The 26,064-nt window shown below is 63.7% G+C and carries 23 protein-coding genes; 5 read left to right on the plus strand and 18 right to left on the minus strand.

Annotated elements, in window-relative coordinates; genetic code table 11:
• Together XH83_RS20800 and XH83_RS20805 are read right to left on the minus strand one after the other, a co-directional pair.
• Entirely contained in the window at positions 1-1,389 is a 1,389-nt protein-coding gene (locus XH83_RS20800) for a transaminase (RefSeq protein WP_194402647.1), read from the minus strand.
• Positions 1,386-2,867, minus strand: coding sequence for an aldehyde dehydrogenase family protein (locus tag XH83_RS20805; protein WP_210347021.1), 1,482 nt, complete (start codon positions 2,865-2,867; stop codon positions 1,386-1,388). The genes XH83_RS20800 and XH83_RS20805 overlap by 4 nt, the downstream gene beginning before the upstream one ends.
• A gap of 214 nt (positions 2,868-3,081) precedes the next feature.
• On the opposite strand from XH83_RS20805, the gene XH83_RS20810 reads away from it, so the two are divergent.
• Genes XH83_RS20810 through XH83_RS20820 form a run of 3 tightly spaced genes read left to right on the plus strand, consistent with a single transcriptional unit; the run spans position 3,082 to position 6,377 of the window.
• Positions 3,082-4,347, plus strand: coding sequence for a Tm-1-like ATP-binding domain-containing protein (locus XH83_RS20810; protein ID WP_194402649.1), 1,266 nt, complete (start codon positions 3,082-3,084; stop codon positions 4,345-4,347).
• The gene (locus XH83_RS20815; protein WP_194402650.1) at positions 4,344-5,009 is read left to right on the plus strand and encodes an HAD-IA family hydrolase; all 666 of its coding nucleotides are present in this window, start codon (positions 4,344-4,346) and stop codon (positions 5,007-5,009) included. Before XH83_RS20810 ends, XH83_RS20815 begins: the two co-directional genes overlap by 4 nt.
• Positions 5,010-5,027: 18 nt before the next feature.
• Positions 5,028-6,377: an aminotransferase class III-fold pyridoxal phosphate-dependent enzyme gene (locus XH83_RS20820; protein WP_194402651.1), complete on the plus strand. Its 1,350-nt coding sequence runs from the start codon at positions 5,028-5,030 to the stop codon at positions 6,375-6,377.
• Here XH83_RS20820 and XH83_RS20825 read toward each other — a convergent pair whose 3' ends face one another.
• Positions 6,378-7,064: a LuxR C-terminal-related transcriptional regulator gene (locus XH83_RS20825; protein ID WP_194402652.1), complete on the minus strand. Its 687-nt coding sequence runs from the start codon at positions 7,062-7,064 to the stop codon at positions 6,378-6,380.
• Here XH83_RS20825 and XH83_RS20830 point away from each other — a divergent pair.
• Both XH83_RS20830 and XH83_RS20835 read left to right on the plus strand, forming a co-directional pair.
• Positions 7,051-7,245, plus strand: coding sequence for a hypothetical protein (locus XH83_RS20830; RefSeq protein WP_194402653.1), 195 nt, complete (start codon positions 7,051-7,053; stop codon positions 7,243-7,245). The genes XH83_RS20825 and XH83_RS20830 overlap by 14 nt on opposite strands.
• A 100-nt stretch (positions 7,246-7,345) precedes the next feature.
• Positions 7,346-8,548 (plus strand): serine hydrolase, encoded by a 1,203-nt coding sequence (locus tag XH83_RS20835; protein WP_194402654.1) that lies wholly within the window; start codon positions 7,346-7,348, stop codon positions 8,546-8,548.
• A gap of 387 nt (positions 8,549-8,935) precedes the next feature.
• On the opposite strand, the gene XH83_RS20840 is transcribed toward XH83_RS20835, so the two are convergent.
• The 15 genes from XH83_RS20840 to XH83_RS20910 all read right to left on the minus strand — a co-directional run bounded on the left by XH83_RS20840 (position 8,936) and on the right by XH83_RS20910 (position 26,058).
• Positions 8,936-9,880 carry a 2-hydroxyacid dehydrogenase gene (locus tag XH83_RS20840; protein WP_194408344.1) on the minus strand — a complete coding sequence of 315 codons (945 nt, stop codon included), beginning with the start codon at positions 9,878-9,880 and terminating at the stop codon, positions 8,936-8,938.
• Positions 9,881-9,947: 67 nt separating this feature from the next.
• The gene (locus tag XH83_RS20845) at positions 9,948-10,715 is read right to left on the minus strand and encodes an SDR family oxidoreductase (RefSeq protein WP_194402655.1); all 768 of its coding nucleotides are present in this window, start codon (positions 10,713-10,715) and stop codon (positions 9,948-9,950) included.
• A 15-nt stretch (positions 10,716-10,730) separates the two neighbouring features.
• Complete coding sequence (locus XH83_RS20850) at positions 10,731-11,432, minus strand: HpcH/HpaI aldolase/citrate lyase family protein (protein ID WP_194402656.1); 702 nt, start codon at positions 11,430-11,432, stop codon at positions 10,731-10,733.
• 15 nt (positions 11,433-11,447) lie between these two features.
• Positions 11,448-12,251 (minus strand): SDR family NAD(P)-dependent oxidoreductase, encoded by an 804-nt coding sequence (locus XH83_RS20855; protein WP_194402657.1) that lies wholly within the window; start codon positions 12,249-12,251, stop codon positions 11,448-11,450.
• A gap of 7 nt (positions 12,252-12,258) precedes the next feature.
• The gene (locus tag XH83_RS20860; protein ID WP_194402658.1) at positions 12,259-13,941 is read right to left on the minus strand and encodes a hydantoinase B/oxoprolinase family protein; all 1,683 of its coding nucleotides are present in this window, start codon (positions 13,939-13,941) and stop codon (positions 12,259-12,261) included.
• A 12-nt stretch (positions 13,942-13,953) separates the two neighbouring features.
• Positions 13,954-16,020 carry a hydantoinase/oxoprolinase family protein gene (locus XH83_RS20865; RefSeq protein ID WP_194402659.1) on the minus strand — a complete coding sequence of 689 codons (2,067 nt, stop codon included), beginning with the start codon at positions 16,018-16,020 and terminating at the stop codon, positions 13,954-13,956.
• Between the two features lie 163 nt (positions 16,021-16,183).
• Positions 16,184-17,122 (minus strand): nitrogen assimilation transcriptional regulator NAC, encoded by a 939-nt coding sequence (nac, locus tag XH83_RS20870; protein WP_194402660.1) that lies wholly within the window; start codon positions 17,120-17,122, stop codon positions 16,184-16,186.
• A 123-nt stretch (positions 17,123-17,245) separates the two neighbouring features.
• Entirely contained in the window at positions 17,246-18,454 is a 1,209-nt protein-coding gene (locus XH83_RS20875) for an aspartate transaminase (protein WP_194402661.1), read from the minus strand.
• A gap of 57 nt (positions 18,455-18,511) precedes the next feature.
• Positions 18,512-19,252: an ABC transporter ATP-binding protein gene (locus XH83_RS20880; protein WP_194402662.1), complete on the minus strand. Its 741-nt coding sequence runs from the start codon at positions 19,250-19,252 to the stop codon at positions 18,512-18,514.
• Positions 19,245-20,015 (minus strand): ABC transporter ATP-binding protein, encoded by a 771-nt coding sequence (locus XH83_RS20885; protein ID WP_194402663.1) that lies wholly within the window; start codon positions 20,013-20,015, stop codon positions 19,245-19,247. Before XH83_RS20885 ends, XH83_RS20880 begins: the two co-directional genes overlap by 8 nt.
• Positions 20,012-20,998 carry a branched-chain amino acid ABC transporter permease gene (locus XH83_RS20890; RefSeq protein ID WP_194408345.1) on the minus strand — a complete coding sequence of 329 codons (987 nt, stop codon included), beginning with the start codon at positions 20,996-20,998 and terminating at the stop codon, positions 20,012-20,014. The genes XH83_RS20885 and XH83_RS20890 overlap by 4 nt, the downstream gene beginning before the upstream one ends.
• A 44-nt stretch (positions 20,999-21,042) precedes the next feature.
• The gene (locus tag XH83_RS20895) at positions 21,043-21,915 is read right to left on the minus strand and encodes a branched-chain amino acid ABC transporter permease (RefSeq protein ID WP_194402664.1); all 873 of its coding nucleotides are present in this window, start codon (positions 21,913-21,915) and stop codon (positions 21,043-21,045) included.
• Between the two features lie 21 nt (positions 21,916-21,936).
• Positions 21,937-23,124 carry an ABC transporter substrate-binding protein gene (locus XH83_RS20900; RefSeq protein ID WP_194402665.1) on the minus strand — a complete coding sequence of 396 codons (1,188 nt, stop codon included), beginning with the start codon at positions 23,122-23,124 and terminating at the stop codon, positions 21,937-21,939.
• 1,078 nt (positions 23,125-24,202) lie between these two features.
• Positions 24,203-25,645: an FAD-binding oxidoreductase gene (locus XH83_RS20905; protein ID WP_194402666.1), complete on the minus strand. Its 1,443-nt coding sequence runs from the start codon at positions 25,643-25,645 to the stop codon at positions 24,203-24,205.
• Positions 25,642-26,058, minus strand: a complete 417-nt coding sequence (locus tag XH83_RS20910; protein ID WP_194402667.1) for a PaaI family thioesterase — start codon at positions 26,056-26,058, stop codon at positions 25,642-25,644. The genes XH83_RS20905 and XH83_RS20910 overlap by 4 nt, the downstream gene beginning before the upstream one ends.
• Positions 26,059-26,064: the final 6 nt, after the last annotated feature.

The raw sequence follows: 26,064 nt of genomic DNA on the forward strand, positions 1-26,064 counted from the left end.
TCAGATCACTCCCGCATCGTTCGCCAGATGAACAAAGCGCTCGAACACCTCGCCATGCCGATCGACATCGGCCGACGATGTCGCCGGACATGTCAGCAACATGCCGTGGAACGGTGTGATCAGGATGCCCTCGTTCATGTAAAAGGCATGCATCAACGTCTCGAGCTCGGGCTGTCGTCCGGCGATCACGTCGGCGCCGTTGCGCGGGGCGTCCGGCATGAACATGATCTCGATGCGGGCGCCGATCTGGGTCACGTGCCAGGGCAGATCGTTTCGCGCGATGATCTCGCGGCCGCGCGCGGCCAGCCGCTCGGCATGCGCGATCATGCCGGCATAGGCCGGCGCCGTCAGCACCTCTTCCAGCACCGCGCGCATGGCGGCAACCGCCAATGCGCCGCCCGCCAGCGTGCCGCCGAAGCCGAGATGCGCCGACTGCCGATGCCGCGGATTGACGGGGGGAACGATCCGCCAGAGCCGTTCGGCGATGGCCTGGTCGAGACCAAAGATGCCGGCAGGGATGCCGCCGGCGATCGCCTTGCCGGCGACGAAGATGTCGGGCTCGAGGCCGTGGAGCGCGGTGTAGCCGCCGGGTCCGCAGGACAACGTATGCGTCTCGTCGATGATCAGCACGGAGCCGGCTACGCGCGTCGCGTCCCGCAAACGTCGATGAAAGCCGTCCGCTACCGGGATCATCCCGAAATTGGTCATCACGGGCTCAGTAAGAACGCATGCGACATCGCCCGCGGCGAGCGCCGCTTCCACCGCCGCGATGTCGTTGAATTCGACGATCCTGGTCACGGCATCGTAATCGACGGCGTTCGGATGGATCATGTTACGCAGGCCGATCCGTCCCTCGCGGATCTCGACATGCGCCTCGTCGACGCCACCATGGTAGCAGCCAGAGAAGACCAGCACCTTGGTCTTTCCGGTGATCATGCGCGCGATGCGGATGGCCGCGCGGTTGGCGTCGGTGGCAGACGTCGTCAGCGTCCAGTAGCGGGGACCGAACCGGCGTGACAGCTCGGCGCCGACCCAGAGGCTGTCCTCGGTCGGCAACATCATGGTGGCGCCGCGCCCGATCTGCCGCGTCACCGCGCGCGTCACGGCTTCGGGCGCGTGGCCGCACATCGCGCCGGTGTCGCCGAGACAGAAATCGACGTAGTCACGATGATCGATATCGCGCAGATGAGCCCCCCACGCTGCGTCGACATAGATCGGAAATCCTCCGGCCCAGCGGCGCATCCAGTGCGACGGCGCGCCGTAGAGGAAGTGGCGCCGGCCTTCCCGCCACGCCGCGGCGGAGCGCGGATGCAGGCGCAGGAAGCGCGCCTGCTCACCGTCGATCAACCGGTCGAGCGCCGTCGTGCGCAATTCTGTTGCCACCGTCACAGCGCAATCCAGGCGGTTTTCCGGTCGGTATATTCGTCGAACGCATGCAGCGACTTGTCGCGGCCGAAGCCGGACTGCTTGAAGCCGCCGAGGGGAACCGTCACATCGGTGCCACCATAGGTGTTGACGTGCACCACACCGGCATTGATCGCGCGCACCATCCGGTGCGCCGTGCGGAGCGACCCGGTCCAGACCGCGGCGGCCAGACCATACGCGCTCGCATTGGCGAGCCGCACCGCCTCCTCCTCATCCTCGAAGCGGATCACCGCGAGCACCGGCCCAAAGACCTCCTCGCGCCACAGGTTCATCCCGGGACCCACGCCGGCAAAGATCGTCGGCGCCATGTAGTAGCCGCCACCCTCCGCGTGCAGTCGCCCGCCACCGCACAGGCGCTCGGCGCCCGCCCCCTCCGCCCGCTGCACGACATCGAGATTCTTGCGCAACTGCGCTTCGCTGTTCACCGCACCGATATCGAAGCTGAGATCGAGGGGGTCACCGATCCTGAGCTTGCCGGTCACCGCAAGCAGCTCGCTCATGAACTGATCGTAGATGCCGGACTGCACCAGCAGCCGCGAGCCAGCGACGCAGACCTGCCCGGAGTTACGGAAGATTCCATTCGCCGACACTTTTGCGGCCTGCTTGATATCAGGGACATCGGAGAACACGACGTTCGGCGATTTGCCGCCCAGCTCGAGATAGACCCGCTTCAGGTTGGAGCGCGCCGAATATTCCAGGAGCCGTCGGCCGACCGGGCCCGATCCCGTGAAGGCGAGCACGTCGACATCCATGTGTAGCGCCAGCGCCTCGCCGGCGGTCGCACCGCGCCCGGTGACGACATTGAGCACGCCATCGGGCAATCCGGCCTCGCTCGCAAGCGCCGCCAGACGGAGCAGCGTCAGCGAGGCGGTTTCCGGCGGCTTCACCACCACGGAATTCCCGGCGGCAAGCGCGGGCGCGATCTTCCAGGCGCCGATCATCAGCGGAAAATTCCAGGGCACGATCACGCCGACCACGCCGAGCGGCTCGCGGTGAATGAGGCCGAGCACGTCGCGACCCGTGGGCGCGATCTCGCCATAGACCTTGTCGATCGCCTCGGCGTAATAGCGAAGGGTCGCGACCGCCGACAACGGCTCGGCCTTGAACGCCATGCCGATCTCGGTGCCGTTGTCGCGCACGCCGAGCACGGCGAGTTCCATCGCATGGCGCTCGACGAGCTCGGCGAACCGCAACAGGATCTTCTTGCGCTCCGCAGGCGCTGCGCGCGACCAGGCACCGTCGTCGTAGACGCGTCGCGCGGCCCGCACGGCAGCATCGATGTCGGCGGCGTCGCCATCGGCGATCGTCGTCAGGCGCTTGCCGTCGATGGGCGAGATCACGTCCAGCCGCCCGCTGCCTGCGCCCTCGACCGTGGCGCCTGCGATGAAGTGTTGCTGCGGGGAAACCGCCGCCGTTCGCAGCGCGTCGATGTCGGATTGCAACATGAGAGAGCCCGGAATGAAACGGTGACTCGACGGCTGCGCAGCCGATCGCGATCATGCCCGTCATTCAGCTTCGATGCGTCGCTTCTCACAATCCACCGATAGGTGGATGTCATGCACCGCAGCAAATCCATAACGTCGGTTGCAACAATCACCCCGCGCGCAGGCATGCGCCGTTGCGCGTCCCTTTGTCCGACACCGGCATTCCGAAGACATGACCAACAGAACACGCCCGCGCATCCTGCTGATCGGCACCGGCGATACGAAATCGGACGAACTGCTGTTCATGCAGCGCTGCATCGCTGACGCCGGCGGCGAGACCGTGATGATGGACATCAGTGTTCTGGGCGATCCCCCTTACAAGGCTGCGCACGACAAACATGCGGTCGCCGCGGCGGCCGACACGACGATCGCCGCCGTGATCGCCAGCGGCGACGAGAATTCGTCGATGACGCTGATGGCGCGCGGCGCCGCCCGGCTGACGCGGCAACTTTGCGACGACGGCCGGATCGACGCCATGATCGCGATCGGCGGCACCATGGGCACCGACCTCGCGCTCGACGTCGCGCTGGCGCTGCCGCTCGGCTTTCCCAAGTTGATCGTGTCGACGATCGCATTCTCCCATCTGATTCCCCCGGAACGCATCGCCGCCGATCTGATGATGATCCTGTGGGCCGGCGGCCTCTACGGCCTCAACGGCACCTGCACGGCGGTGCTATCGCAGGCCTGCGGTGCGATTGTCGGCGCGGCCCGCGGCGCGATCAGGCCACGGCCCGAGCGACCGATCGTGGCGCTGACCTCGCTCGGCAAGAGCTGCCTCAGCTATATGGTCGAACTGAAGCCGCAGCTCGAGGCGCGCGGCTACGAGGTCGTGGTGTTCCACACCACCGGCATGGGCGGCCGCGCGATGGAATCGATCGCGGCGCATGGCGGATTTGCCGCGGTGCTCGACCTCAGCCTGCAGGAGGTCGCCAACCAGTTGATGGGCTCGGTGGTGAATTCCGGCTCGGATCGCCTGATGAATGCGGGCCGTAGCGGCATTCCGCAAATCGTCGCGCCCGGCGCCATCGACATGGTGGATTTTCCGGCTTGGCTGCCGGTGCCGGCCGAGCTCTCCGATCGTCCGTTCCATGCGCACAACCGCCTGCTCGCATCCGCGACCTCCGGTGCCGACGATCGCCGCCGCATCGCGCGCGCCATCGCCGCGAAACTTGCGGAAGCGACGGCGCCGGTTGCCTTCGTGCTCCCGGCCGGCGGCATCCAGCAATGGGACCAGGTGGGCGAGCCGCTGCATGATCCCGAGGGCCTTGGCGCCTTCGTCGCGGAAATGCGCGCCGCGATCCGTCCGCCGGTCGAGCTTCACGTGATCAAGGACCACATCAACCACCCGGGTTTCGTCGCGAAGGTGCTCGCGATCTTCGACCGCTGGGTGGCCGAGGGCGTCGTTCCCGCCGGCAAAGTTCCGGTGGAACAGACATGAGCGCGCCCGCGGCAAGCGCGCTGGTGCTGGATTTCGGCGGGGTGATCTCGAAGACCCTGTTCGAGACCCACGATGCGACCGAAGCCGCGCTCGGCCTGGCAAGGGGGACGCTGACCTGGCGCGGGCCTTTCGCCGAGGATACCGATCCGCTCTGGTCGGCGATGCAGCACGGAGAATTATCCGAGCGCGACTACTGGCTGGCGCGCAGCCGCGAGGTCGGCAGGCTCGTCGGCGAGGACTGGGACGACATGCAGACCTTCGTCCGGCGCGCGCGCGGCGCCGATCCGATGCTGGTCATCCGCCCCGAGGCCGAACGCGCCATCCGGATCGCGCGCGACGCCGGCCGCAAGCTCGCCATTCTCTCCAACGAGCTCGACCTGTTCTACGGCGCGGAGTTTCGGCGCAAGCTGCCGCTGCTTGCGCATTTCGACGTCATCGTCGACGCCACCCATACAGAGATCCTCAAGCCCGACCCCCGCGCCTATGGCGCCGTGTGCGATGCCCTCGGGCTCGGGCCGCAGGCCTGCGTCTTCGTCGACGACCAGGAACGCAACATCAAGGGCGCGATCGCCTGCGGCCTCTCCACCGTCCGGTTCGACGTTCGAGATCCCCAAGACTCCTACCGGCAGGCCCTGCACATGCTCGGCCTTGCCTTCGATTGACGACTAGCGGAGCCATCCATGCGCGAAATCAATTTCCTGGTCGAGAACAATGCCCGCCGCATCTGGCACCCGATGGCGCATCCCAAGGACATGCAGGACCATCCGCCGCGCATCATCATGAAGGGCGAAGGCATTCACGTCACCGACATCGAAGGCAAGGCCGTGCTCGACGCGGTCGGCGGTCTCTGGAACGTGACGCTCGGCTATAGCTGCGATCCGATCAAGAAGGCGATCGCCGACCAGCTCGGCGAGCTGCCCTATTATTCCGGCTTTCGCGGCGTCTCGACGGGACCCGCGATCGAGCTCGCCTATGAGCTGACCGAATGGTTCAAGCCGGAAGGCATGGTGCGCGCGTTCTTCACCTCGGGCGGCTCCGATTCCGTCGAGACCGCGCTGCGGCTCGCACGGCAATACTGGAAGATCAAGGGCCAGCGCGACCGCACCAAATTCCTGGCGCTGAAGAAGGGCTATCACGGCACGCATTTCGGCGGCGCATCCGTCAACGGCAATGCCAATTTCCGCCGCAACTACGAGCCGCTGCTGCCGGGCGTCTACCACATTCCCTCGCCCTGGACCTATCGCAATCCCTTCAACGAGACCGATCCGGCGAAGCTCGCGCAGCTCTGCGCCAATGCGCTCGTCGACGAGATCGAATTCCAGGGCGCCGACACCATCGCCGCCTTCATCATGGAGCCGGTGCTCGGTGCCGGCGGCGTCATCGTGCCGCACGAGAGTTTCATGCGACTGGTGCGCGAGATCTGCGACCGCTACGGCATCCTCCTGATCTCGGACGAGGTCGTCACCGGCTTCGGCCGCACCGGCGCCTGGTCCGGAGCGCGGCTCTGGGACGTCAAGCCGGACATGATGACGATCGCAAAGGCCGTCACATCGGGCTATTTCCCGCTGGGCGCCACCATGATCGGCGAGACGGTCGCCGAGGCCTTCGAGAGCGACGAGACGAGTTTCGGCTCGATCGGCCACGGCTACACTTATTCCGGTCATCCCGTCGGTTGCGCGGCCGGCATCGCCGCGCTTGCCGAAACGAAGCGGCTGCAGCTCGACGCCAGGGCCGCGGCCTCCGGCGCCGTGCTCAACGCGGCGCTCGCGGCGCTCAAGCAGAAGCACGAGATCGTCGGCGATGTCCGCGGCAAGGGCCTGATGGCGGCGCTCGAGCTCGTCGTCGACCGCGGCAGCAAGAAGGCGCTCGACAAGAAGCGTGTCGGAAAGATCGCGGATGCGATCTACAATGCCGGCGTGATGGTGCGCGTCTCCGGCAGCAACATCATCCTGTCGCCGCCCCTGATCATCACGGCCGATGACGCCAGGACGATCGCGAACGCGATCGACCACGGGCTTGCGGCTGGCTGATCAACAAAGCCGCGGCTGCTGGTTCGGCCGCGCCATCAGCGCCACCACGGCGGAGCGTGTCTCGACGCCGAGCTTCTCGAAGATGTGGATCAGGTGCGTCTTCACCGTCGCCTGGCCGATCTTCAGGCACTCGCCGATCTCGCGATTGGTCCGGCCGCAGCACAACAGCCGCACCACGTCCATTTCGCGGCTGGTCAGGCCATAGCGCTGCCCGTCCTCCGGCGCGGCCGCGCGGCCGACCAGGTTGAACTGCAGATACTGATGGATCTTCTGAGCCATGGTCACGGCGCCCTCGGGAATCCGCGCGTCCCGGTCCCACGCCACGCTCATGCCGGCGACGATCTGGTCGTCGCGCCGGAAGAAGAAGTCCATCATGTCGACGATGCCGCATTGATCCAGGAACGAACGGTAGAGCGCCGTCTCGCCGGCTTGCCGGCCGGCCATCGTCTTGCTCAGCCGCGCCACCGCAAGGCCGGCCGCGTGACGAGGATGCTGCGGGTCGAATGCGCTCATGCCGTCGAGATATTGCCGATGAAACGGCTCCGGAATGCCGGACAGCAGGAAGCGCCGGAGGTTGTAGCCCTCGTCGACCTCGTAAAATGCCGTCGCCGAACCATCCAGCATTGACTGCGCGAAATGCACCGCTTCGCTCGTTGCGGGGTCCGAGCGGCCCATGAGCATCAGCATGGCCTACCCTCCTCGATTCCACTCCGTTTCGGACATCTGGCGTGTCCTCGCGCAGGCGACGCTGGGACAGGCACCGCTCTTAGTCAAGCAATTTCCGGACCACGGGCTTCAACTCGGCAACGAACGCGGCTCCCGCCCGATCCGCGCCTCCACCGAAGGGTTGATTGACTGGACAGCGTGACGGCATCGGCCGCCGGCCTCCACCACCCGGTTGATTGCCGAGCGTGCAAGGTGCATCAGATCGTGACACTGCCTCGCCTGAAACCCGAGACGGAACAGGAATGAATTCGCATCGCATCATGTCCGCCTTCCCGCCCGCTGAGGATCAGCAGGTGACGCTCGCCAATTGGCGGCAGCATCCGTTCAGCACATGGGCGTTCCGCAACGTTCGCGAATTGTTGCCGACAGCCAACATCGCGCACTCGCCGGAGCCGACCACTTTGTCCTTTGGGCAGAGATATCTCGAGGACGTAGTCTTTGCCGGTCGAAGCGGCGAGACGACAAACTTCAGCGAAGCACTCCGCACCAGCCACACCGACGGCATCGTCGTGATGCACCGTGGGCAGGTGGTGTCCGAGTGGTACGCCAACGGTCTTGCGCCCGATACGCCCCACCTGATCTTCTCCGTCAGCAAGTCGATCGCCGGCACGCTGGGCGGCATTCTCGCCGAGTGCAGCAAGCTCGATCCGGATGCGCCAGTCACGCGTTACATCCCCGAAATGGAGAGATCGGTCTATGGCGGCAGCTGCACGGTCAGGCACCTGCTCGACATGAGCGTCGGCATCCGCTTCGACGAGGACTACATGGCCCGCGACGGCGACGTCATCAACTATCGGCGGTCGACCGGCTGGGAGCCGCCGGATGCGGGCGTTCCATCGTCCCATCTGCGGCAATATCTGCAAACGCTGCGGCCGAACGGCACTCCGCACGGGCAGACCTTTCACTACGTGTCGACCAACACCGACGTGCTCGGCTGGGTCTACGAGCGCGCCTGCGGCATGTCCTACGCAAAGATCCTGTCGCAGTACCTCTGGCAGCCGATGGGCGCACAGCACGACGCCTACATCACCGCCGATTCCCGCGGCGCCGCGCGCGTGGCCGGCGGCATCTGCGCTACATTGCGCGATCTCGCGCGCTTCGGCGAAATGATGCGCAATCATGGTGTCAGCAACGGGCGACAGGTAGTGCCGGCCTGGTGGATCGACGATATCAGGCGGAACGGCAATGCCGAGGCATGGTCGCGCGGAGACCTCACGAAAGTCTTTCCAAACGGCAACTATCGCAGCAAGTGGTACACGATCGATCGCAGCCAGAGCGCCTTCGCCGCAGTCGGCATTCACGGCCAGTGGATCTACATCGATCCTGCGAACGCCACCGTCATCGCCCGCGTTTCGTCGCAACCACTGCCCATGGACCTGGATTTCGATCATATGTGGCTACGAGGCTATCGTGCGATAGCAACCAGGCTGCACGAAGATGCCTGAGACCTACAAGCGCGTCCGCTTTCGACAATCGCCGTCGATCCCGAGAGCCGACCAGTTCGGCCAATGCAGTTTCGTTGATGACCCCGCTGCCATCACGAGCGCAAGATCGTCGAAAATCGTAGATTGGCGCACAAAATCGCAGACTTGGTAGCGGGGGTCCGCTACATCGCAAAACCCACTATTGCGGAGGCGCTGTTTTCTTACCGGCGAGCCGCCTAACTCGGAACGTCAGGTCTCGGTAGTCCGCCAGAAGCCGCCGCCGGCCAAATCGATCGGTGAGCAGGTTGAAATCGGGAGGCGCAACCACCGATGCCGACGTCCGCTTCGGGGTCTGATCCCACTGGAGCCGTAGCCCGAAAACAGGCGTTTGTCGAATGACGGCAGCCTCTAGATAACGGGCGTAATCAGAGCCGCGCCCACGAAATGGGCTGTAAGATTGTCCCGGACCAGCTTGCCCATGGCGCGCCGGGTCTCCGTCGTGCCCGAGGCGTGATGCGGCTGAAGCACGGTATTGTCGAGGAACCTGAGCCGTTCATCGATATTCGGCTCGTTCCAGAACACGTCGAGGCCTGCGCCCTTGATGAGCTTGGCCTCGAGTGCGCGAAGCAGAGCCGTTTCGTCGACCGTCGATCCCCGGGAGACATTGATGAGGATGCCGTCAGGTCCGAGGGCGTCGAGCACACGCCCGTTGACGATGCCTTTCGTACTCTCGCCACCGGCCAGCGTCACGATGAGGAACTCGGCGCGGTGGGCCAACTCCACAAGATCCGGGACGAAGGCGTAGGGCAGATCCACCCGCCCGGCAACATCGAAATAGGCGATCTCGCAATCGAACGCGGCGAGCCGCTTTGCGACAGCCGCACCGACGCGGCCCATCCCGACGACGCCCGCGGTCTTGCCGGTGACCCGGGTCACCAGCGGCATATTGCCCTTGGTCCAATGTCCCTCGCGCACGAAGCGGTCGGCCTGCGGTATCTTTCTCGCGACCGCCAGCAATAGGCCGACGGCCATGTCGGCAACATCGGCGGTCAACACGTCCGGTGTCTTCGTCACCCGAATTCCATTCGCCCTAGCATGGGTCAAATCTATGGCGTCGGTGCCGACGCCATAGCAGGTCACAATCTCAAGCGCCGGCAGCCGCTTCATGAGGTCAGCAGACGCCCCCAGCTCGCCCCGCGTTGCGATTGCCCGGATCGTGCTGCCGTTAGCCTCGATCAGGCGGTCACGATCTGCCGCCTCCCAGAGTTTGTGCACGATATATCGCGCGTCGAGCTCAGCCATGTCCCAGGCGGGATAGGGTCCGATCATCAGCACTTCTGGTTTGGTCGGCATGTTACGGAACCCTTTCCCGCCGGGTGCAAGGCCATGGAGTTGTTTGGGGTGCAACGGAGCGCCGGGATCACAGGGAGGTCGTGATGCCGCCGTCGACGTAGAGCGTATGGCCGTTGACGAAGGACGACGCCTCACCAGACAGAAACACGGCGGCGCCGATCAGCTCGTCGACATTGCCCCAGCGCGACGCCGGCGTCCGCTTTTCGAGCCACGCCGAGAACTGGGGATCGTCCACCAGCGCTTGATTCAGCGGAGTCTTGAAGTAACCGGGCGCGATCGCATTGACCTGGAGACCGTGCCTGGCCCAATCGGCGCACATGCCACGCGTCAGGTTCTTGATCGCTCCTTTGGTCGCGGTATACGGCGCAATGCCGGGGCGAGCGAGCTCGCTTTGAACCGACGCGATGTTGATGATCTTGCCCTTTCGGCGCGGGATCATATGGCGTGCAACCGCCTGGCCGACATAGAAGGCGCTGGACACATTGGTCTTGAGCAATTCTTCCCACTTTTCCGCCGGGAAATCCTCCAACGGCGTGCGGAACTGCATGCCGGCATTGTTGACGAGAATGTCAATCGGACCGATCGCCTCTTCAATGCGCGAGATCCCGCCGCGAACGGCCTCGACGCGGGTGACGTCGAAGCTCGTTACTGCGACGTCGTGCCCGCCGGCCCTGACCCTCGCGGCGGCCACATCCAGTTTGTCGCGATCGCGCCCATTCAGCACCACGGAGGCGCCGTGCTCGGCGAGCCCGCGCGCGATCGCGAAGCCGATACCTTGCGACGATCCCGTCACCAGCGCACGGCGGCCGGCGAGATTGAACAATTCGAATGCCATGGTGTCCGTCCGAGTTCAGCGGGCGAGCAGCTTCTTGACGCCGGCCAGACCGACACGCAGGAACGGATCGGAGTGGATGTAGAAATACCGCACACCTTGCTCGAACAGAGAGGGCAGTTCGTCCGACGTCACAAGCGTGCCGGCGACCTTGCCGGCCGCGCGGATCTTCTTCACGGCATAGGCAACCCGCTCCATCACGGCCTGCGGCCGCGGCTGCCCGAACGGCGGCGCCGGCGGATAACCCATGTTCTGCGAGAGGTCGCCGGGCCCGATGAAGAAGACATCAATCCCTTCCACGGCGACCAGCGCATCGATGTCGTCGATCGCCTTGGGCGTCTCGATCATGGCGATGACGAGCCGCTTTTCATAATCGGCCGGGCATGCGTAGCGTACCGCGTCGACGATGGCGCGCGCCTGGTTCGCGGTATCGACCATCGGCACCATGAGACCATCGGCGCCGGCATTGAGATAGCGGATGAGGAGTGGCCGCTCATGCGAATGCGGGCGGACGATGGCGGCGCCGCCTGCCCCTCGGATCGCTTGTGCGGTTACGCGCACATCCTCAAAGCTCCAGGTGCCGTGCTCGCAATCGACGAAGATGGCATCGGCACCGAGCTCGACCAGGCGGACAGCCAGCCCCGACGACGAGTGATGCGGCGTGAGCATGGTGACCGCCTCACCTTTGGCAAGGCGCTCGCGCAACTTGGCTCCATTCATAGGATATCCTCTTCTCTAGCTCTTCGGCTTGTCGGCGAGACCCGCGGGCGCACCGACCCAGCGGGCCGTCTCGATGTCCGCGGATGTATCGCGCATGAAAGTCGGGCAGATGTACAGTTCGGGGATCATCGCGCCCTTTTGCAGGCTCGCGCAGAGCAGGACCGCGCGCGCGACGTCGTGCGGATTGAGCATCACGGCGCGTTCGCTGTCCAAAGGCGGGCGGGCGCGACTATCCATGATCGGCGTGTCGGTCTCGCCCGGCAGGATCGTCGTCGCGCGAATGCCCTGATTGCGAAACGTGTTGTGCAGGAACGTCATGAAATTCTTCACGCCGGCCTTGGCCGCGCCGTAGGCGGCTCCCCCGAGCAGGTTCGGATTGACGACCGCCAGCGAAGACACCGTGATGATCGTGCCTTCCTTCCGGGCAATCATGTCCTCCAGCACGGCCTGCGTCAGATTGAACACGGCGGTGAGATTGACGTTGACCGTGGTGTTCCACTCCGCCTCGCTGATGAACCGCGCGTTCAGCACCTTGCTGGCACTCCCGGCGTTGTTCACGAGAATGTCGATCGACCCGACATTGCCCTTGACCCAAGCGACCGTCTCGAGGATCGCGTCGCGCGACGCCACGTCGAGTGCGCGGACGACAGCCTTGCCGCCGGCTTTCTCGATCACTGCCACGACTTCCTGAAGCGGCGCGATCCGGCGGCCGGTCAGCACGACCGTTGCGCCGGCCTCAGCCAGCAAGATCGAGGTCTCGCGCCCGATCCCCGTTCCCGCGCCCGTGACAAGCGCGATCTTTCCGTCGAGCAGACCCATGGTTCCTCTATTCGGCGGCCGTCGCCGCCACGTTTGAGCGCTGATAGCCGTAAATCTGCCTCGCGGCCGCGGGCGTGATCAAGCCTTCTGCAAGGTCGAATTCGATCGAGGCCGCCGTGCGCTCGGATGTACGCCCCCATCCGCCCCCGCCCGGCGTCTCGACCTCCAGGCGATCACCCATCTTCAGGACCACCTTTCCCTTGGGAAATTGCGGCTCCCCGTTCCTGTACACCTTGCCGGCACTGCCGGATTTGCCGCCGACGACGCCGAAACAGGGATGGCGCACACGCTCGGACGCCAGATAGACGTTCATCGGGTTGCGCCCGCGATTGCGCAGCACGACGCGCTGGCCGAGCCCGCCACGGCTCTTCCCAGCACCGCCAGAGTCCGGAATGAGTTCCTTGCACTCGGTGAGCGCGGGGACGGCAATCTCGAACATCTCAATCGCCGTGACCTTACAGTTGGACGGAAAGCTCAGCGTATCGAGACCGTCGAGTTCGGCGCGCGCACCCTGTCCGCCATGGAAATTCTGCACCGAGCCGTATTGCGTGCCGTCGTCGCGCCGGCCGACGCAGTTGGCGGCCCAGATCGGCGCGCCGCCGCTGTCGCCCATCACCTTGTCCGGCACCACGCCTTCCAACGCCTTGAAAATCAGCGACGGGATGACATGCCCGATCAGGTTGCGCGAATTGCCCGCCGTCCATTCCTCTGGATTGAGAATCGAGCCGAGCGGCGCCTCGTCAGTGATCGGCGTGATGCAGCCCTCGTTATTCGGTGTATCCGGGTCGAGCAGGCACTTCAGCGCGTAGACCGAATGGGCGTAGCGATAATTGGTCCGGCAGTTGATCGAGTGAAGAATCTGCGCGGACGTTCCCGCGTAATCGACGTGAACGGAATCGTCGCGCACGATCACGGCCGCCTTGAGCGTCACATCCGTGTCATAGCCGTCGAGCAGCACCTCGGCGCGATAGGTCCCGTTCGGCCATTGCCGGATCGCCCGCCGCGTCTGCGCTTCGGATCGCGTGTGGATGGCATCGGCCAGTTCGTCGATACCATCGAGATCATACTCGTCGAGGAATTTCACCAGTTCGCGGCCCATGACATTGTTGGCGGCGACCATGGATTCGAGATCGCCCATCACTTCGGTCGGCAGCCGAACGGAAGCTGCGATGATGTCGAGCACATCCTGGTTGGGAACGCCGGCCTTGTGCAGCTTCACGATCGGGAAGCGGATGCCCTCCTCGAAGATGTCGCTGGCTTCGGAATGCAGGGGAGCGCCGCCGATGTCGGGCAGATGCGCGATCGAGCCGGCATAGGCCACGACCTTGCCGTTCTTGAAGATCGGCGTGATCATCGTCACGTCAGGAAGATGGCCGGTGCCGATCTCGGGATCGTTGGTGGCAAGTACGTCGCCTTCTTCCAGGGTCTCGGCCGGAAACTTCGGCAGGAAGTATTTTTGCGCGGCCACCGGCAGCGAGGTGATGAAGACCGGGATTGACCAGGTGCATTGAGCGAGCGCGCGGCCGCGGCTGTCGAGCAGCACGGTCACATAGTCGTGGTTCTCGCGCACGATCGGCGAGAAGGCGGTGCGGCCGAGCACGATGTCGGCCTGGTCGGCGATGAAGATCAGGCGATTCCACATCACCTGGAGATTGATGGGATCGTTGAAATCGGCAGCGTTCACGGACATGAGGCGTCGTCCTTAGGCAATGTTGATCACGAGGTTTCCGTTAATGTCGACGTGAGCGGCGCCACTCGGTCCCACGACCGCGGTCGACTCACGCTGCTCCACGATCGCCGGTCCCTTGATCTCCTCGCCGACCGGCAGCTTGTAGTGATCATAGACCGGCGTTTCGACGAAACCATTACGCTCGCTGAAATAGACGGAACGCGTGCCTTTCTTGGCCTCGGCGGCATGTCGCGTGTGCGGGCGGGTCACCTGATCCTTTTGACCACTGGAGCGGAGGCGCCAGGTGATCACCTCGACCGATGAGCCTGCAACAATGCGTCCAAACAGCTCGCGGTAGAGCTTGTAGAAGTTGCCGAGCAGCTCTTCGTGGAACTGCCTGGGCGGCAGGCTTCGATCCGGCAGCGCGACCGTGATCTCGTGGCCCTGGCCGACGTGACGCATATCGACGGTATAGGTGTTGGTGATCGTCTCCGGCGCAACACCGGCGGCGCGGACGACCTCCGCGCCCTGAGCGGCGAGATCGCCGAGCAGGCGATCCATCGCAGCAAAATCCCAATTATCGACCTGCATCGGAAAACTCGCGGAGAGATCGACCGCGACCGGAGCGATCAGCAGACCGATCGCCGAGGTGACGCCGGCGCCCGTCGGGCAGATGATGCGCTTGATGCCGAGCTTGCGCGCGATGCCATAGGCATGCACGGGACCGGCGCCGCCGAACGCGACCATCGGCAGGCTGCGCGGATCGACACCGAGGTCGGTCGCATGCACCGCGGCCGCCTTGCTCATGGATTCGTTGACGAGGTCGTGGATGCCGAAGGCGCAGCGCGGCACGCTGACATCGAGGGACGCAGCGAGCTTCGTCATCGCCGCCTGCGCCGCATCCTTGGACACCTTGAACGAGCCTCCGACGAAGGATTCGGTCCCCATATAGCCGAGCAGGATATCGGCATCGGTCACGGTCGGCTCGGTGCCGCCGCGCTGGTACGCAGCCGGTCCCGGCATCGCACCGGCCGACCGCGGCCCGACATCGAGCAAACCGAGCGGGTTCTTCGCCGCGATCGAGCCGCCGCCAGCGCCGATCTCGATCATGCGGATCGACTGTATTTTTAGGGGGAAGCCCGAGCCTTTGCGGAAGCGATGATAGTGGGCAACCTCGAGATCCGTGCCGACCGTCGGCTCGCCGTTCGGGATCAGGCATAGCTTTGCGGTGGTGCCGCCCATGTCGAAGGACAGCACGCTGCCCTCCCCGGCAATGCGGCCGAATTCGGCGGCGGCGACCGCGCCTGCAGCCGGCCCGGATTCGATCAGGCGCACCGGCAATTCGGCGGCGCGGCTGCTCGGCACGAGGCCGCCCGACGAGGTCATCCAGAGTACTTGGCGATTGATACCCTTCGCGGCGAATTCGCGTTCGAGATGGGCGACGTGGCCCGACATCTGCGGCCGCGTGTAGGCGTTGACGACTGTGGTCGAGGCGCGGTCGAACTCGCGCACCTCCGGGCAGACCTCGGACGACAGCGACACGAAGATGTCAGGGTCCTCTTCGCGCAGCAGCGCCGCGATGCGCTGCTCGTGGGTCGGGTATTTGTAAGCGTGCAGCAGGCAGACGGCGACGGACTTGATGCCCTCTTCGCGCAACCGGCCGGCGATCTCGCGGACCGTGTCCTCCTCCAGCGCGGTGATGACCTCGCCATCGGCGGCGATGCGCTCGACGGCGCCAAAGCTGTTGGCGCGCGTGACCAGCGGGTCCGGGTATTTCAAGTTCAGATCGTAGAGGTCGTAACGTCCCTCGTTACGGATGCGCAGCATGTCCTGGAAGCCGGCGGTCGAGATGAAGCCGGTCTTGACACCCTTGCGTTCGAGCACGGCATTGGTGACCACGGTGGTGGCACCGAGCACCTGAAGCCCGTCGAGATCGACGTCGTCTCCGAATTGTTCGAGCAGCTCGGACACACCTCGAACCACGGCCTCGGCCGGATTAGCGGGTGTGCTCAGCACCTTGTGGAGATGCAGTTCGCCCTTGTCGTCGAGCAGCGCGAAATCGGTGAAAGTTCCCCCGGTATCGAATGCGAGCTTGGCCATCTTTGTCCTCGAAGCGATTGTCTTCGAGCGTAGGAAATGCGGTCGCGGCCGACCACCACAACTCCTGTCTGCCGCCATAGGTTTTGTTTATGGCCTAGCGAAACCGGCGCGATGCAGCCGCTGCGCATGCCGGTGCGCGAGCTTCGACCTCCAGCGGTATTCCTTAGACCGCTTTGATTCCCTGCGGATGGCTGCGCATCAGCTTCTCGACCACGGTCAAAAGTACCGATCGCGTGGCGAGCGCAGGCTCCGACAAGGGCAGATGGTCGGAGACGCACAGGGACACCGTCGCCTCGATCGCGGGACGCACCAGCCGCCGCACCTCGACACCGCCAAAGCTCGACGCGGTCGCGGCGACCGAAGCCGGCAGGATGGTCGAGCCGAGCCCCTCGGTCACGGCTGCGCCGAGCGCGGAAACGGATTCGATCTCGGAGGCGACGTTCGGCGTCACCCTCGCCCGCGCCAGCGATTCGTCGATCAGCCGTCGCAGGAAATGTCCCTGGCTCGGCAGCAGCAGCTTGACGTCGGCCAGCGCCGATAGCGGCAGCGGCTCGTCCGTCGGCTTTTTCGCCGACGGCTCCGCGCGCGAGACCAGATATAGCTCCTCGCGGAATAACGGCTGCAGCTTGACGCCCTTAATTGGACCCGAGCCATAGATCATGGCCATGTCCATCTTGCCTGTCATGATCAGCTCGCTCAATACATGGCCAAAGCTGTCGTTGATATGGACGACGATCTGCGGATGTAGCGCCGACATCTCCTTCAAGATCGGCAGCGACAGCGTGCTCGACGCCGAATAGGTCGCAAGCCCGATCGAGACCCGCCCAGCCAGCGCCTTGGTCGATTGATCGATATCGATCTGCGCCTGCTCGATCTGCTTCAGCAGCAATTGCGCATGGCGGTAGAGGATTAGGCCCGCTTCGGTCGGGACGATGCCGTGATTGCTGCGCAGAAGCAGCTTGTGCTTGAAGTGCGTCTCGAGGGCCGCGATCTGCTGCGACAACGCGGGCTGTGCCGTCCGCAACAGGCCAGCGGCGCGCGAAACGCTGCCGGCGTCAACGACTTTGACAAAGCTCTTCAGCTTCCTGAAATCGACGCTCATAGGGGCCGAACGCTGGTCCTGGAGATAAGGTCTGGAGCTGCACTATCCTTTATCTAGCCTATTGATTTCAATGAGATTCTCGCCGATGCGGCCGCTTTTCGGATGCCGCGGCGGCGCCCGCGCTCAGCGAAGCGCCTTGCAGGCCTTCTCAATGCGGTCGCAGGCGTCCTTGATCGCCTCCATCGAGGTTGCAAACGACAGGCGGAAATACGGCGAGAGCCCATAGGCCGCGCCCTGCACGGCGGCCACACCGACATCGTCGAGCAGATAGAGCACGAAATCGAGATCGTTCTCGATGACCTTTCCATCAGGCGTGGTCTTGCCGATCACGCCGGCACAGCCGGGATAGAGATAGAAGGCACCGTCAGGCACCAGACACCACAGACCCGGGATCGCATTGAGCCGCGCGCAGGCATAGTCGCGGCGCTCCTTGTAGAGCTTGACGCTGTCGCGAACGAACGACTGGTCGCTGCTCAGCGCATGGGCGGCGGCGGCCTGGCTGATCGACGACGGGCAGGACGACATCTGCGATTGCAGTTTGTTGATAGCGGCAACCAGCGGCGCGGGCCCCGCGGCATAACCGATCCGCCAGCCGGTCATGGCATAGGTCTTGGACACGCCATTAGTGAGCAGGACGCGATCCCTGAGCTCTGGTACCGCGGCCGCAAGCGTCGTCGCAGGCTCGAAGCGGTACCAGATCTGGTCATAGATATCGTCGGAAAGCACGAGGACATTCGGATGGCGCAGCAGCACGTCGCCGATCGCCTTGAGGTCCGCGCGGGAATAGGCCGCGCCGGTCGGATTCGAGGGTGCATTCAGGATCAGCCAGCGCGTCTTCGGCGTGATCGCGGCCTCCAGCGCCTCCGCCGTCAGCTTGAATCCCTGGTTCTCGGAGCAGCGTACGATGACGGGCTTGCCGTCATTGGCAATGACCATGTCGGGATAGGAGACCCAATAGGGTGCGGGAATGATGACCTCCGCGCCCTCCTCCACGCTCGCCATCAGCGCGAGGAACAGGATCTGCTTGGCGCCGCCGCCGACGCAGATCTCGTTGTCGGCATATTCGAGCCCGAGGCGGCGCTTGTAGTCGGCGATGATTGCCTTGCGCAGGGCGACGGTGCCGTTGACCGCGGTATACTTGGTTTCGCCACGGTCGATCGCCTCATGCGCCGCCGCCTTGACATGATCGGGCGTGTCGAAATCAGGCTCGCCGATTGCCATGTCGACGATGTCGCGTCCAGCCGCCTTCAGCTCGCGAACGCGAGCGGACGCCGCGGTGGTCGGAGAAATCTTGATGCGCGAGACGCGCGCGGCCGGCACGAAGATCGTCACTGTGGTCGTCCTTTTGCGTTGCGAATGGTGTCCGCGCCCGACGAGCGGGCGCCCAAATCAATGTTCGACGTCGGTCTCACCGCGCATGCGGCCGGTGAGGAAGAGCTCCCCGAGCTCGTCGTGGGTAATATCGGCGGGGCGTCCATCCCAAATCACCTTGCCCAGCCGCAGGATGACAGCGCGCTGCGCCACCGCCATCGCCTTCTTGGTGTTCTGCTCGACCAGCAGAATGGTCTGGCCAGCGGCGTTGATACGCAGCAGCTCATCGAAGACGACGCCGATCGCGGTCGGCGACAGACCGACCGAGGGCTCGTCGACCAGCAGAATCTTCGGCCGCTGCAACACGGCCATCGCGACTTCCAGCAATTGTTGCTCGCCGCCGGACATGTTGCCAGCGAGCGTATTGCGGCGCGTCTTCAGGACTGGAAAGAGGTCATAGACATAGTCCCGCTCCGCCTTCACCCTGCTGTCGCGCAGCGTATAGGCGGCCATCTGCAAATTCTCGTCGACCGTCATGACCGGAAAGTTGCAGCGTCCCTGCGGCACCCAGGAGATGCCTTCAGCCAGGATCGCGCGCGACTTCAGCGACGTGATGTCCTTGCCTTGCCAGTTGACGCTTCCGCCCTTGATGGTCGTCATGCCGTAGAGCGTCTTGAGCAGGGTCGACTTGCCGGCGCCGTTCGGTCCCATCAGCGCGACGAACTGACCCTGGGGCACGTCGAGATTGACGCCGTTGAGGATGTCGAGCGAGCCATAGCCCGCGCGCAGGTCCTTGATCGAGAGAGAGGACTCAGCCACCGAGATAGGCCTCCCGCACCGCCTGGTTCTGGACGATCTCGTCGGGTGTTCCCTCGGCGAGCTTGCGTCCCTGGTCGAGCACGACGACGCGTTTACACAGGCTCGTGACCACGTCGATATTGTGCTCGATGATCAGAAAACTGACGCCGAAGGAGGTGTTGGCGAGGCGGATGCTCTCGACCACGCGCTCGATCAGTTTCGGATTGATGCCGGCCATGGGCTCGTCGAGCAGGATCAGCTTTGGCTCGGGCATCAGCATCGAGGCGAACTGGATCAGCTTCTGCTGACCTCCGGAGAGCTTTCCGGCGGGCTGGAAACGGACGTCCCAGAGGCCGGCGATCTTGATCAGCTCGCGCGCCCGTTCCCTGAGCGCCGCCACGCGATTGCGGGCGGCGGCGCCGATGCCGAAAGTCGACCAGATTCCCGGAAAGGTGAACATCTGGCCGGCGATGACAAGGTTCTCCTCGATGTCGAGCGCACCGAACACCACCGTTTTCTGGAAGGACCGCAACATGCGGCCTTCGCGTGCGATGTCGTTCAGCGACCAGCCTGTGATGTCCTGGCCGTCGAGCTTCACTGCCCCCGCATTGGGCTTGGCAAGCCCGGTCACGCAATCGAAGAAGGTAGACTTGCCCGACCCGTTTGGGCCGATCAATCCGCAAATCTCGCCGCGATCGACATGGAGATCGACGCCATCGACGGCACGGACCGCACCATAAGACTTGCAGAGGCCGGAGATGGAGAGGATCGGGAGTCCGGTCATTTGCGCCTCTCCAGCAACGACCAGAAGCGGCCAATGAGCGGGGCGAACCCGCTTGGAAACCAAAAGACCAGCCCGAGCAGGAAGAAGCCATAGGCGATCATGCGCAGCTCCGGGGCAACGCGAAGCGCTTCCGTGAGACCGACGAACAGCAGGCTGCCGAAGATGACGCCCGAAATGGTCCCCGCCCCACCGCCGAGCACGATGATCAGCATCGTCGTCGAATAGTACATCTGGAAGGTGAGCGGGCTGACGACGGTGAGGTAGTGCGCATAGAGACTGCCGCCGAGGCCGGCGAAAGCGGCGCTGATCATGAAGACGATCAGCTTGTAGTGCCAGGTTGGGATGCCCACGGATTCGGCAAGCGTTTCGTTCTCGCGGATCGCGATCATGTTCCGGCCCGCCGGCGAACGGACAATGAGGTAGGCGACCAGTGTAGCGATGGCGGCGATCGCGAGGACCAGATAGTAGAAGCCAACCGTGCCCGACACGGTGAACGAAGCCGGCCCCAGCGCAAAGTAAGGCTTGGGAATGGCCGCCAGCCCCATGTCGCCGCGCGTCAGGCTGATCCAGTTCTTGGCGATGGCCTGCCCGATGATGACGAAACCCAGCGTGCACATGACGAACGACGTCGCGCGCAGCCTCAGCGCCGGAATTCCGAGCGGCAGCGCAATGGCGCCGGCCGCGAGACCGGCTGCCAGGAAGTTCACATAGAAGGGCGTGCCGAAATGCACCGCGAGCAGCGCGGACGTGTAGGCGCCGATGCCGAAGAAGGCGGCCTGCGCGAGCGACAAGAGCCCGGTGTAACCGAGCAGCAGGTTGAGCCCGTGCGCCGGCAACAGGAAGATCAGCGCGATAATCATCGCGTGCAACGGATAATTGCCGAGGAATAGCGGCGCGACACAGGCCAGCGCCACGAGCGCGATGCCAAAGGGAAGGCGAAGATCCCGTCCCGTGGTCGCGGCTGAGAGTTCAGCGGGCGTCATGTTCGGCTCTCGGGCGATCTCGCTCACCTGTCATCACCACCGATCTAAAAGCGCGCCTGCGCGGAAAAGAGTCCATGTGGGCGCCACATCAAAACCAGCATCAGGGTCGCAAACCCGACCGTGTCGCGGAATTGAAGGCCGACATAAGTGGCGACCAGACTCTCGGCGATACCAAGGATCATGGCGGCGACGAACGTGCCGCGCACGTTGCCGAGTCCACCCATGATGATGATCGGCAGGGTCTTGAACGTGATCAGCTCGCCCATGCCGCCGTAGACGCTCACGTTCACCGGTGCCGTCAGCACGCCCGAAAGCGCGGCAAGACCGGCTCCGATGATGAACGTCCACAGTGCGATATGGCGAACATCGATACCCACCACCGCGCAGCACTCGATGTTCTGGGAGACCGCGCGCATGGCCTTGCCCATCCGGCTGTAGGTGACCATCAGCTCGAGCCCGACGAACACGATGAGGCCGACGATGATGATCAGGATGCGCTGTTCGGCCAGCGTGAAGCCAAAAACGCTCACCGGCTCGATGTAGCCGCCCGAGAAGAACTTGTAGCTGCCGCCGAAGACCAGGATGACCGTGTTCTGCAGGATCAGCGCGACGCCGAGGGTGGCGAGGACGCCGGCCTCGGCCGGCGCTCCCACGATCCGCTGCATCACGAAGTTGCCGACGACGACAGCGATCACGGCCGTCGCAACGACGCCGATCACGACCGCGACCGGATAGGGCAGATCGAAGTACTCGATCGCGAACCAGGCCCCGAAGGTCCCGAGCATGTAGTATTCGCCGTGGGCGAAATTGATGGCCCGCAGGACGCCGAAGATCATCGTCATGCCGACGGCAACGATCGCGTAGACCGATCCGGAAACGATGCCGTTAACGACCTGTTCGATGATCGTGTAGAACATGGCGCCTACCGTTCCGCGGGTTTACTTGGGATAGTCGATCTCGGCCTTGTAGGCGCCCTTGACTACGGGCTTGCCGCCCTCGATCTCGAGGAGGATCATCGGCAGGCGCGCCTGGTTGTGATCGTCGAAGGTGACCTCGCCGACCGCGCTATCATAGTGGATGCCGGAGAGCGCGGCCCGGACTTTCTCGCGATCGATGCTCTTGGCCTGCTCGATCGCCTTGGCGAGCAGGTGCACCGTCTCCCAGTGCACATAGGCGTGATTGTTGGGAGCCTCGCGGTATTCGGCGGTGAACTTGTCGACGAAGGCCTTGCTCTTCGGAGAGTCGTATCCCGGAAGCCAGGCTGCCGCCTCGATCGCCCCCTCCATCGCCTTCGGCGCCGCCTTGATGGTGCTCGCCGTATTGAACTCGGCATTGCCGATCAGCGGGATCTTGCCTGCGATCCCGACTTCCATCATCTGGCGCCCGACAATGGGCGCGCTGTCGGCGTTGCCGTACATGATGATGGCCTGGGCGCCGGAATCGCGGATCTTGGAGAGCACGCTGCGGAAATCCACCTCGCCTTCCTTGTAGTAGTCTTCCGTCAGGATCTCGCTCTTGAAGCGCGGGAGATACTTCTTGGTGAAGTGGATGGCCGCGCGACCGTAGTCGGTGTCGACCGAGAGAACAGAATACTTTGTGAAACCCTTCTTCTCGGCCGCGTATTGCAGCACGAGCAGCGAGCGGTTCTCGTCGGTCGGATAGTTGCGGAACGTCCACTTGAAGCCACCGACGCCCGCCTTGTAGGTGATCATCGGGTTCGACGAGGCCGCGTTGAGGAGCAGGACGCCGGCGTCCTCGACGACCGGCTGCATGGCCAGCGTCACGGAACTCGAGACGTCGCCGATAATGAAGTCGACCTGATCCTGGTCGATCAGGCGGCGGGTGGCCGAGACGCCCTCGACCGGCGTGCCCTGGCTGTCCCCTGGCATGACATTGATCTTGCGTCCGCCCACGCCGCCCGCATCGTTGATTTCCTTAGCGGCCATCTGGGCACCGCGCAGCGAAAAGGCTCCGTACCGGGCGTTCGGGCCGCTCATCGGTGCGACCAGACCCAGCCTGACCGTGCCATCTTCGCTTCGCGCTGCAAAGGCACCGGAGGAAACGGTCTGCAATCCAATCAGGGCCGTTCCGATGCAAAATCCGCGTCGGCTCAATTCGATCGTCATTTCCCCGCTCCGTTGCTGCTATCAAATGATGCGTCCGCGAGCACCGCCACTTTTGTGGTCTTGCCTTGAATTTCTTTTGCCGCGTCCAACGGTAAAAATAGATTTACGTTTGATGACAGGGGAAGCACGACTGCAGTCTGCCGCCATAGCGAATTCTTATGGCGGGCGATCAGAACCTTAGCGGCCCTTCTCGACTAACGGAGATCTAGTCCTCGTGACCAGATTCCTGTGAGGTCCGCTTTGCACCAACGCCGACCTCCGCACGGCGATTGCTGGCCGATTACCCGCGTGCGACACCGGCTGCTCGTGGTATCGAGCCAACCACCCCGTCAAGCTGGCTCCACAGAATTGCCTGCCCGATTTTGCGCAGCCAGCCAATACCGTCTGCAGCTTGCAACCGTGGCCACCTGCGTCATTCATCCGAACTGATTCAAAGAATTGGAATCAGTTCAATCGCTTGGGTTTCCAAGTATGGAGGAGCTCCGTGCTTCAGTGATCACGGCCGTTGGTCGCGGTGCTCCTCGCTCAAGTGAACAATTCGCTCCAATATGGGGCTTGGCGTACACCTCGAATGCCAGCAGCACGGTCGTGGCTCTGATGGCCTTGGCCTTATCCCGCCCGACCCGCGCGATACTTTTCGGGCTAAAGCAGAGATTCGGCCCTGCCCTTCTGCACGCTGCGATACGCCGCAATGCTCCATCAGCGTATGGACGGTGGAGTATTGGTTCCGGAGAGGCTAAATCGGCAACCACCTTGACGTCCAAAGGAAGGAAGAAAACAACGTGGCCGCAAGAATACGCCAAGCTACGCGATAGGCAGCCGCGGGCCCTACTCCCACTCTATCATTTAAGAAGAGCTTTCAGCGTTGATTTTCAAGCACAAATCCTTTGAGCTGACGGTCTAATCTCGACGGTATACCCGCCCAATTTTTTCGATCTTGAATTCACAGGAAAATTTGAGTGGCTCTGACGGTTTGTACCTTCAGCAAGTATTGGCCTCAATCGACGCGCTAGACGAACGCCGAGTCGAAACGGGCTTTCTTGGGCTTTCGTTGATTTCCAGACGATACCGTCAGCAGTCACTCGGACAGGCCGCTTTTTCTTGATCTGGTTTCGGTTCGCGAGAGCCGGAATAACTTGCCGGGATTGAACGAGCCCTCGTTATCGATCGACGCCTTGATCCGGCGCATGAGATCGAGCTCAACTGGATCTCTTTTGCTTTCAAGCAGGTCGACCTTGGCCCGACCGATACCGTGTTCGGCCGAAACTGTGCCACCCAAAGAGACCACGATATCATAGATGGACTTGCTGATCTGCCTGCCCTGCTCGGCTGCTCGTTCGGCACCGAGCGCCGCGGGTAGGATGACGTTCAGGTGGATGTTGCCGTCTCCGACATGACCGAACGGAACGAGCGTGGCGTCGGGAAAGACTGCTCCGATATGGGCGCGGCTTCGGCGCAGTAGTCCGGGGACCTGCGCCACGGGCACGGCGACGTCGTGTTTGAAGTCGTAGCCGGCCTTCTTTTGAACCTCGGTCTGATCCTCGCGTAGACGCCAGATCTGCTTCTGTTGTTCTCCGCTTTGTGCAAGCGCGGCATCGGCGATGCTGCCGTCCTCGAGCCTGTCGGTCAGAAACGCTTCCAGGAAGTCCTTCAGGCCGGCTTCCGGACGGCTCGAAGTCAGTTCGACAAGGACATAGTGGTCCGCCTTTTCGACGGGTGAGCGAAGCCCCTCTCGCTTCGCCAACTCGACGCAAGAACCCGAGAGATACTCAATGGCTCGGACGTTGCCCTCTGCGGCCGCGCGGAGCTTCATCCAAAAGTCCAAGACCTGGTCCTCTGTCTTGACCGCGCAGAAAGCGACCTCGCGAGCGACGGGCAGAGGCACCAGCTTCATAGCCGCGGCCGTAATGATGCCGAGCGTTCCCTCGGAACCGGCGAAGAGCTGCCGGAGGGCGTATCCGGTATTGTCCTTCCGCAGCGTGCGCAAGCCATTCCAGACGCGTCCGTCGGGCAGCACGACCTCCATTCCGAGCAGGAGATCCCTCGCGCTTCCGTACCTGACGGCCGAGATGCCGCCCGCGTTCGTTGCCAGCGCGCCGCCGAGCGTAGCAGTACCCTCCGAGGCGAAAGATAGCGGAAACGAGGCTCGCGCCTCCGCCGCGGCGTTCTGAAGCTCGGCGACGGTCGCGCCCGCTTCCGCGACTATGGACATATCGACGGGATCGACCTTCCTGATTTTCCTCAGCAACCCGGTGCTGACGACGACCTGGAGACCCGTGTTGTCCGGCGTGGCGCCCCCAACAAGCCCGGTGTTGCCGCCCTGTGGAACGATGGCAACCCCGGATTCATGACAAATTCGGAGACTTTGCGCGAGCAAATCTGTCGACCTTGGGCGGAGAACGCACGCGGCATTCCCGTGAAACAGACCTCGCCAGTCCGACAGAAATCCCTCCGCCAATGCCAGATCGATGATGCAATCGGGGCCGAGCAGCTCACGGAGCCTTGCGATGACATCGTTCACAGTTGCTTCCAGGTGGAGGTCGCATGGGCGATGATCTCGCCGGCACTATCCGCGGCGGACGACTGGAGGAAGAAGGTCTTTCGTCCCTTCTTCAGAAATCTGGCACGACAGTTGACAATGCCGCTGCGGACCGCCGCGAAATACTGGATCTTCATCTCGAGCGTCGCGCCGGCGCCGAACTGGTGCTTGAGAAGGTGTCCCATCGAAATGTCAAGAGCAGTCGCCAGCACGCCGCCGTGAAGCGATCCCTGCGGATTGAACATGTAGGGCTTCACATCGAGAGAGACGATGCAGGCGTCGGCCTCGTAGGAGACCGCCATCCCGAAGAACCGCGACAGGAAGAACGACCCAAATTCGTGGCGGCCGTCGCCTATGGCCGCAACGATCAGTTCCCGCACCTGCGCTTCGTCCATCCCTCC

This window comes from Bradyrhizobium sp. CCBAU 53351 (assembly GCF_015291745.1).
Taxonomy (GTDB): Bacteria; Pseudomonadota; Alphaproteobacteria; order Rhizobiales; family Xanthobacteraceae; genus Bradyrhizobium.

Coding starts and splice junctions, on each gene's coding strand:
- XH83_RS20810 (WP_194402649.1), top strand. CDS start 3,082: ATGACCAACAGAACACGCCCGCGCATCCTGCTGATCGGCACCGGCGAT.
- XH83_RS20815 (WP_194402650.1), top strand. CDS start 4,344: ATGAGCGCGCCCGCGGCAAGCGCGCTGGTGCTGGATTTCGGCGGGGTG.
- XH83_RS20820 (WP_194402651.1), top strand. CDS start 5,028: ATGCGCGAAATCAATTTCCTGGTCGAGAACAATGCCCGCCGCATCTGG.
- XH83_RS20830 (WP_194402653.1), top strand. CDS start 7,051: ATGAGCATCAGCATGGCCTACCCTCCTCGATTCCACTCCGTTTCGGAC.
- XH83_RS20825 (WP_194402652.1), bottom strand. CDS start 7,064: ATGCTGATGCTCATGGGCCGCTCGGACCCCGCAACGAGCGAAGCGGTG.
- XH83_RS20835 (WP_194402654.1), top strand. CDS start 7,346: ATGAATTCGCATCGCATCATGTCCGCCTTCCCGCCCGCTGAGGATCAG.
- XH83_RS20840 (WP_194408344.1), bottom strand. CDS start 9,880: ATGCCGACCAAACCAGAAGTGCTGATGATCGGACCCTATCCCGCCTGG.
- XH83_RS20845 (WP_194402655.1), bottom strand. CDS start 10,715: ATGGCATTCGAATTGTTCAATCTCGCCGGCCGCCGTGCGCTGGTGACG.
- XH83_RS20850 (WP_194402656.1), bottom strand. CDS start 11,432: ATGAATGGAGCCAAGTTGCGCGAGCGCCTTGCCAAAGGTGAGGCGGTC.
- XH83_RS20855 (WP_194402657.1), bottom strand. CDS start 12,251: ATGGGTCTGCTCGACGGAAAGATCGCGCTTGTCACGGGCGCGGGAACG.
- XH83_RS20860 (WP_194402658.1), bottom strand. CDS start 13,941: ATGTCCGTGAACGCTGCCGATTTCAACGATCCCATCAATCTCCAGGTG.
- XH83_RS20865 (WP_194402659.1), bottom strand. CDS start 16,020: ATGGCCAAGCTCGCATTCGATACCGGGGGAACTTTCACCGATTTCGCG.
- nac (WP_194402660.1), bottom strand. CDS start 17,122: ATGAGCGTCGATTTCAGGAAGCTGAAGAGCTTTGTCAAAGTCGTTGAC.
- XH83_RS20885 (WP_194402663.1), bottom strand. CDS start 20,015: ATGACCGGACTCCCGATCCTCTCCATCTCCGGCCTCTGCAAGTCTTAT.
- XH83_RS20890 (WP_194408345.1), bottom strand. CDS start 20,998: ATGACGCCCGCTGAACTCTCAGCCGCGACCACGGGACGGGATCTTCGC.
- XH83_RS20895 (WP_194402664.1), bottom strand. CDS start 21,915: ATGTTCTACACGATCATCGAACAGGTCGTTAACGGCATCGTTTCCGGA.
- XH83_RS20900 (WP_194402665.1), bottom strand. CDS start 23,124: ATGACGATCGAATTGAGCCGACGCGGATTTTGCATCGGAACGGCCCTG.
- XH83_RS20910 (WP_194402667.1), bottom strand. CDS start 26,058: ATGGACGAAGCGCAGGTGCGGGAACTGATCGTTGCGGCCATAGGCGAC.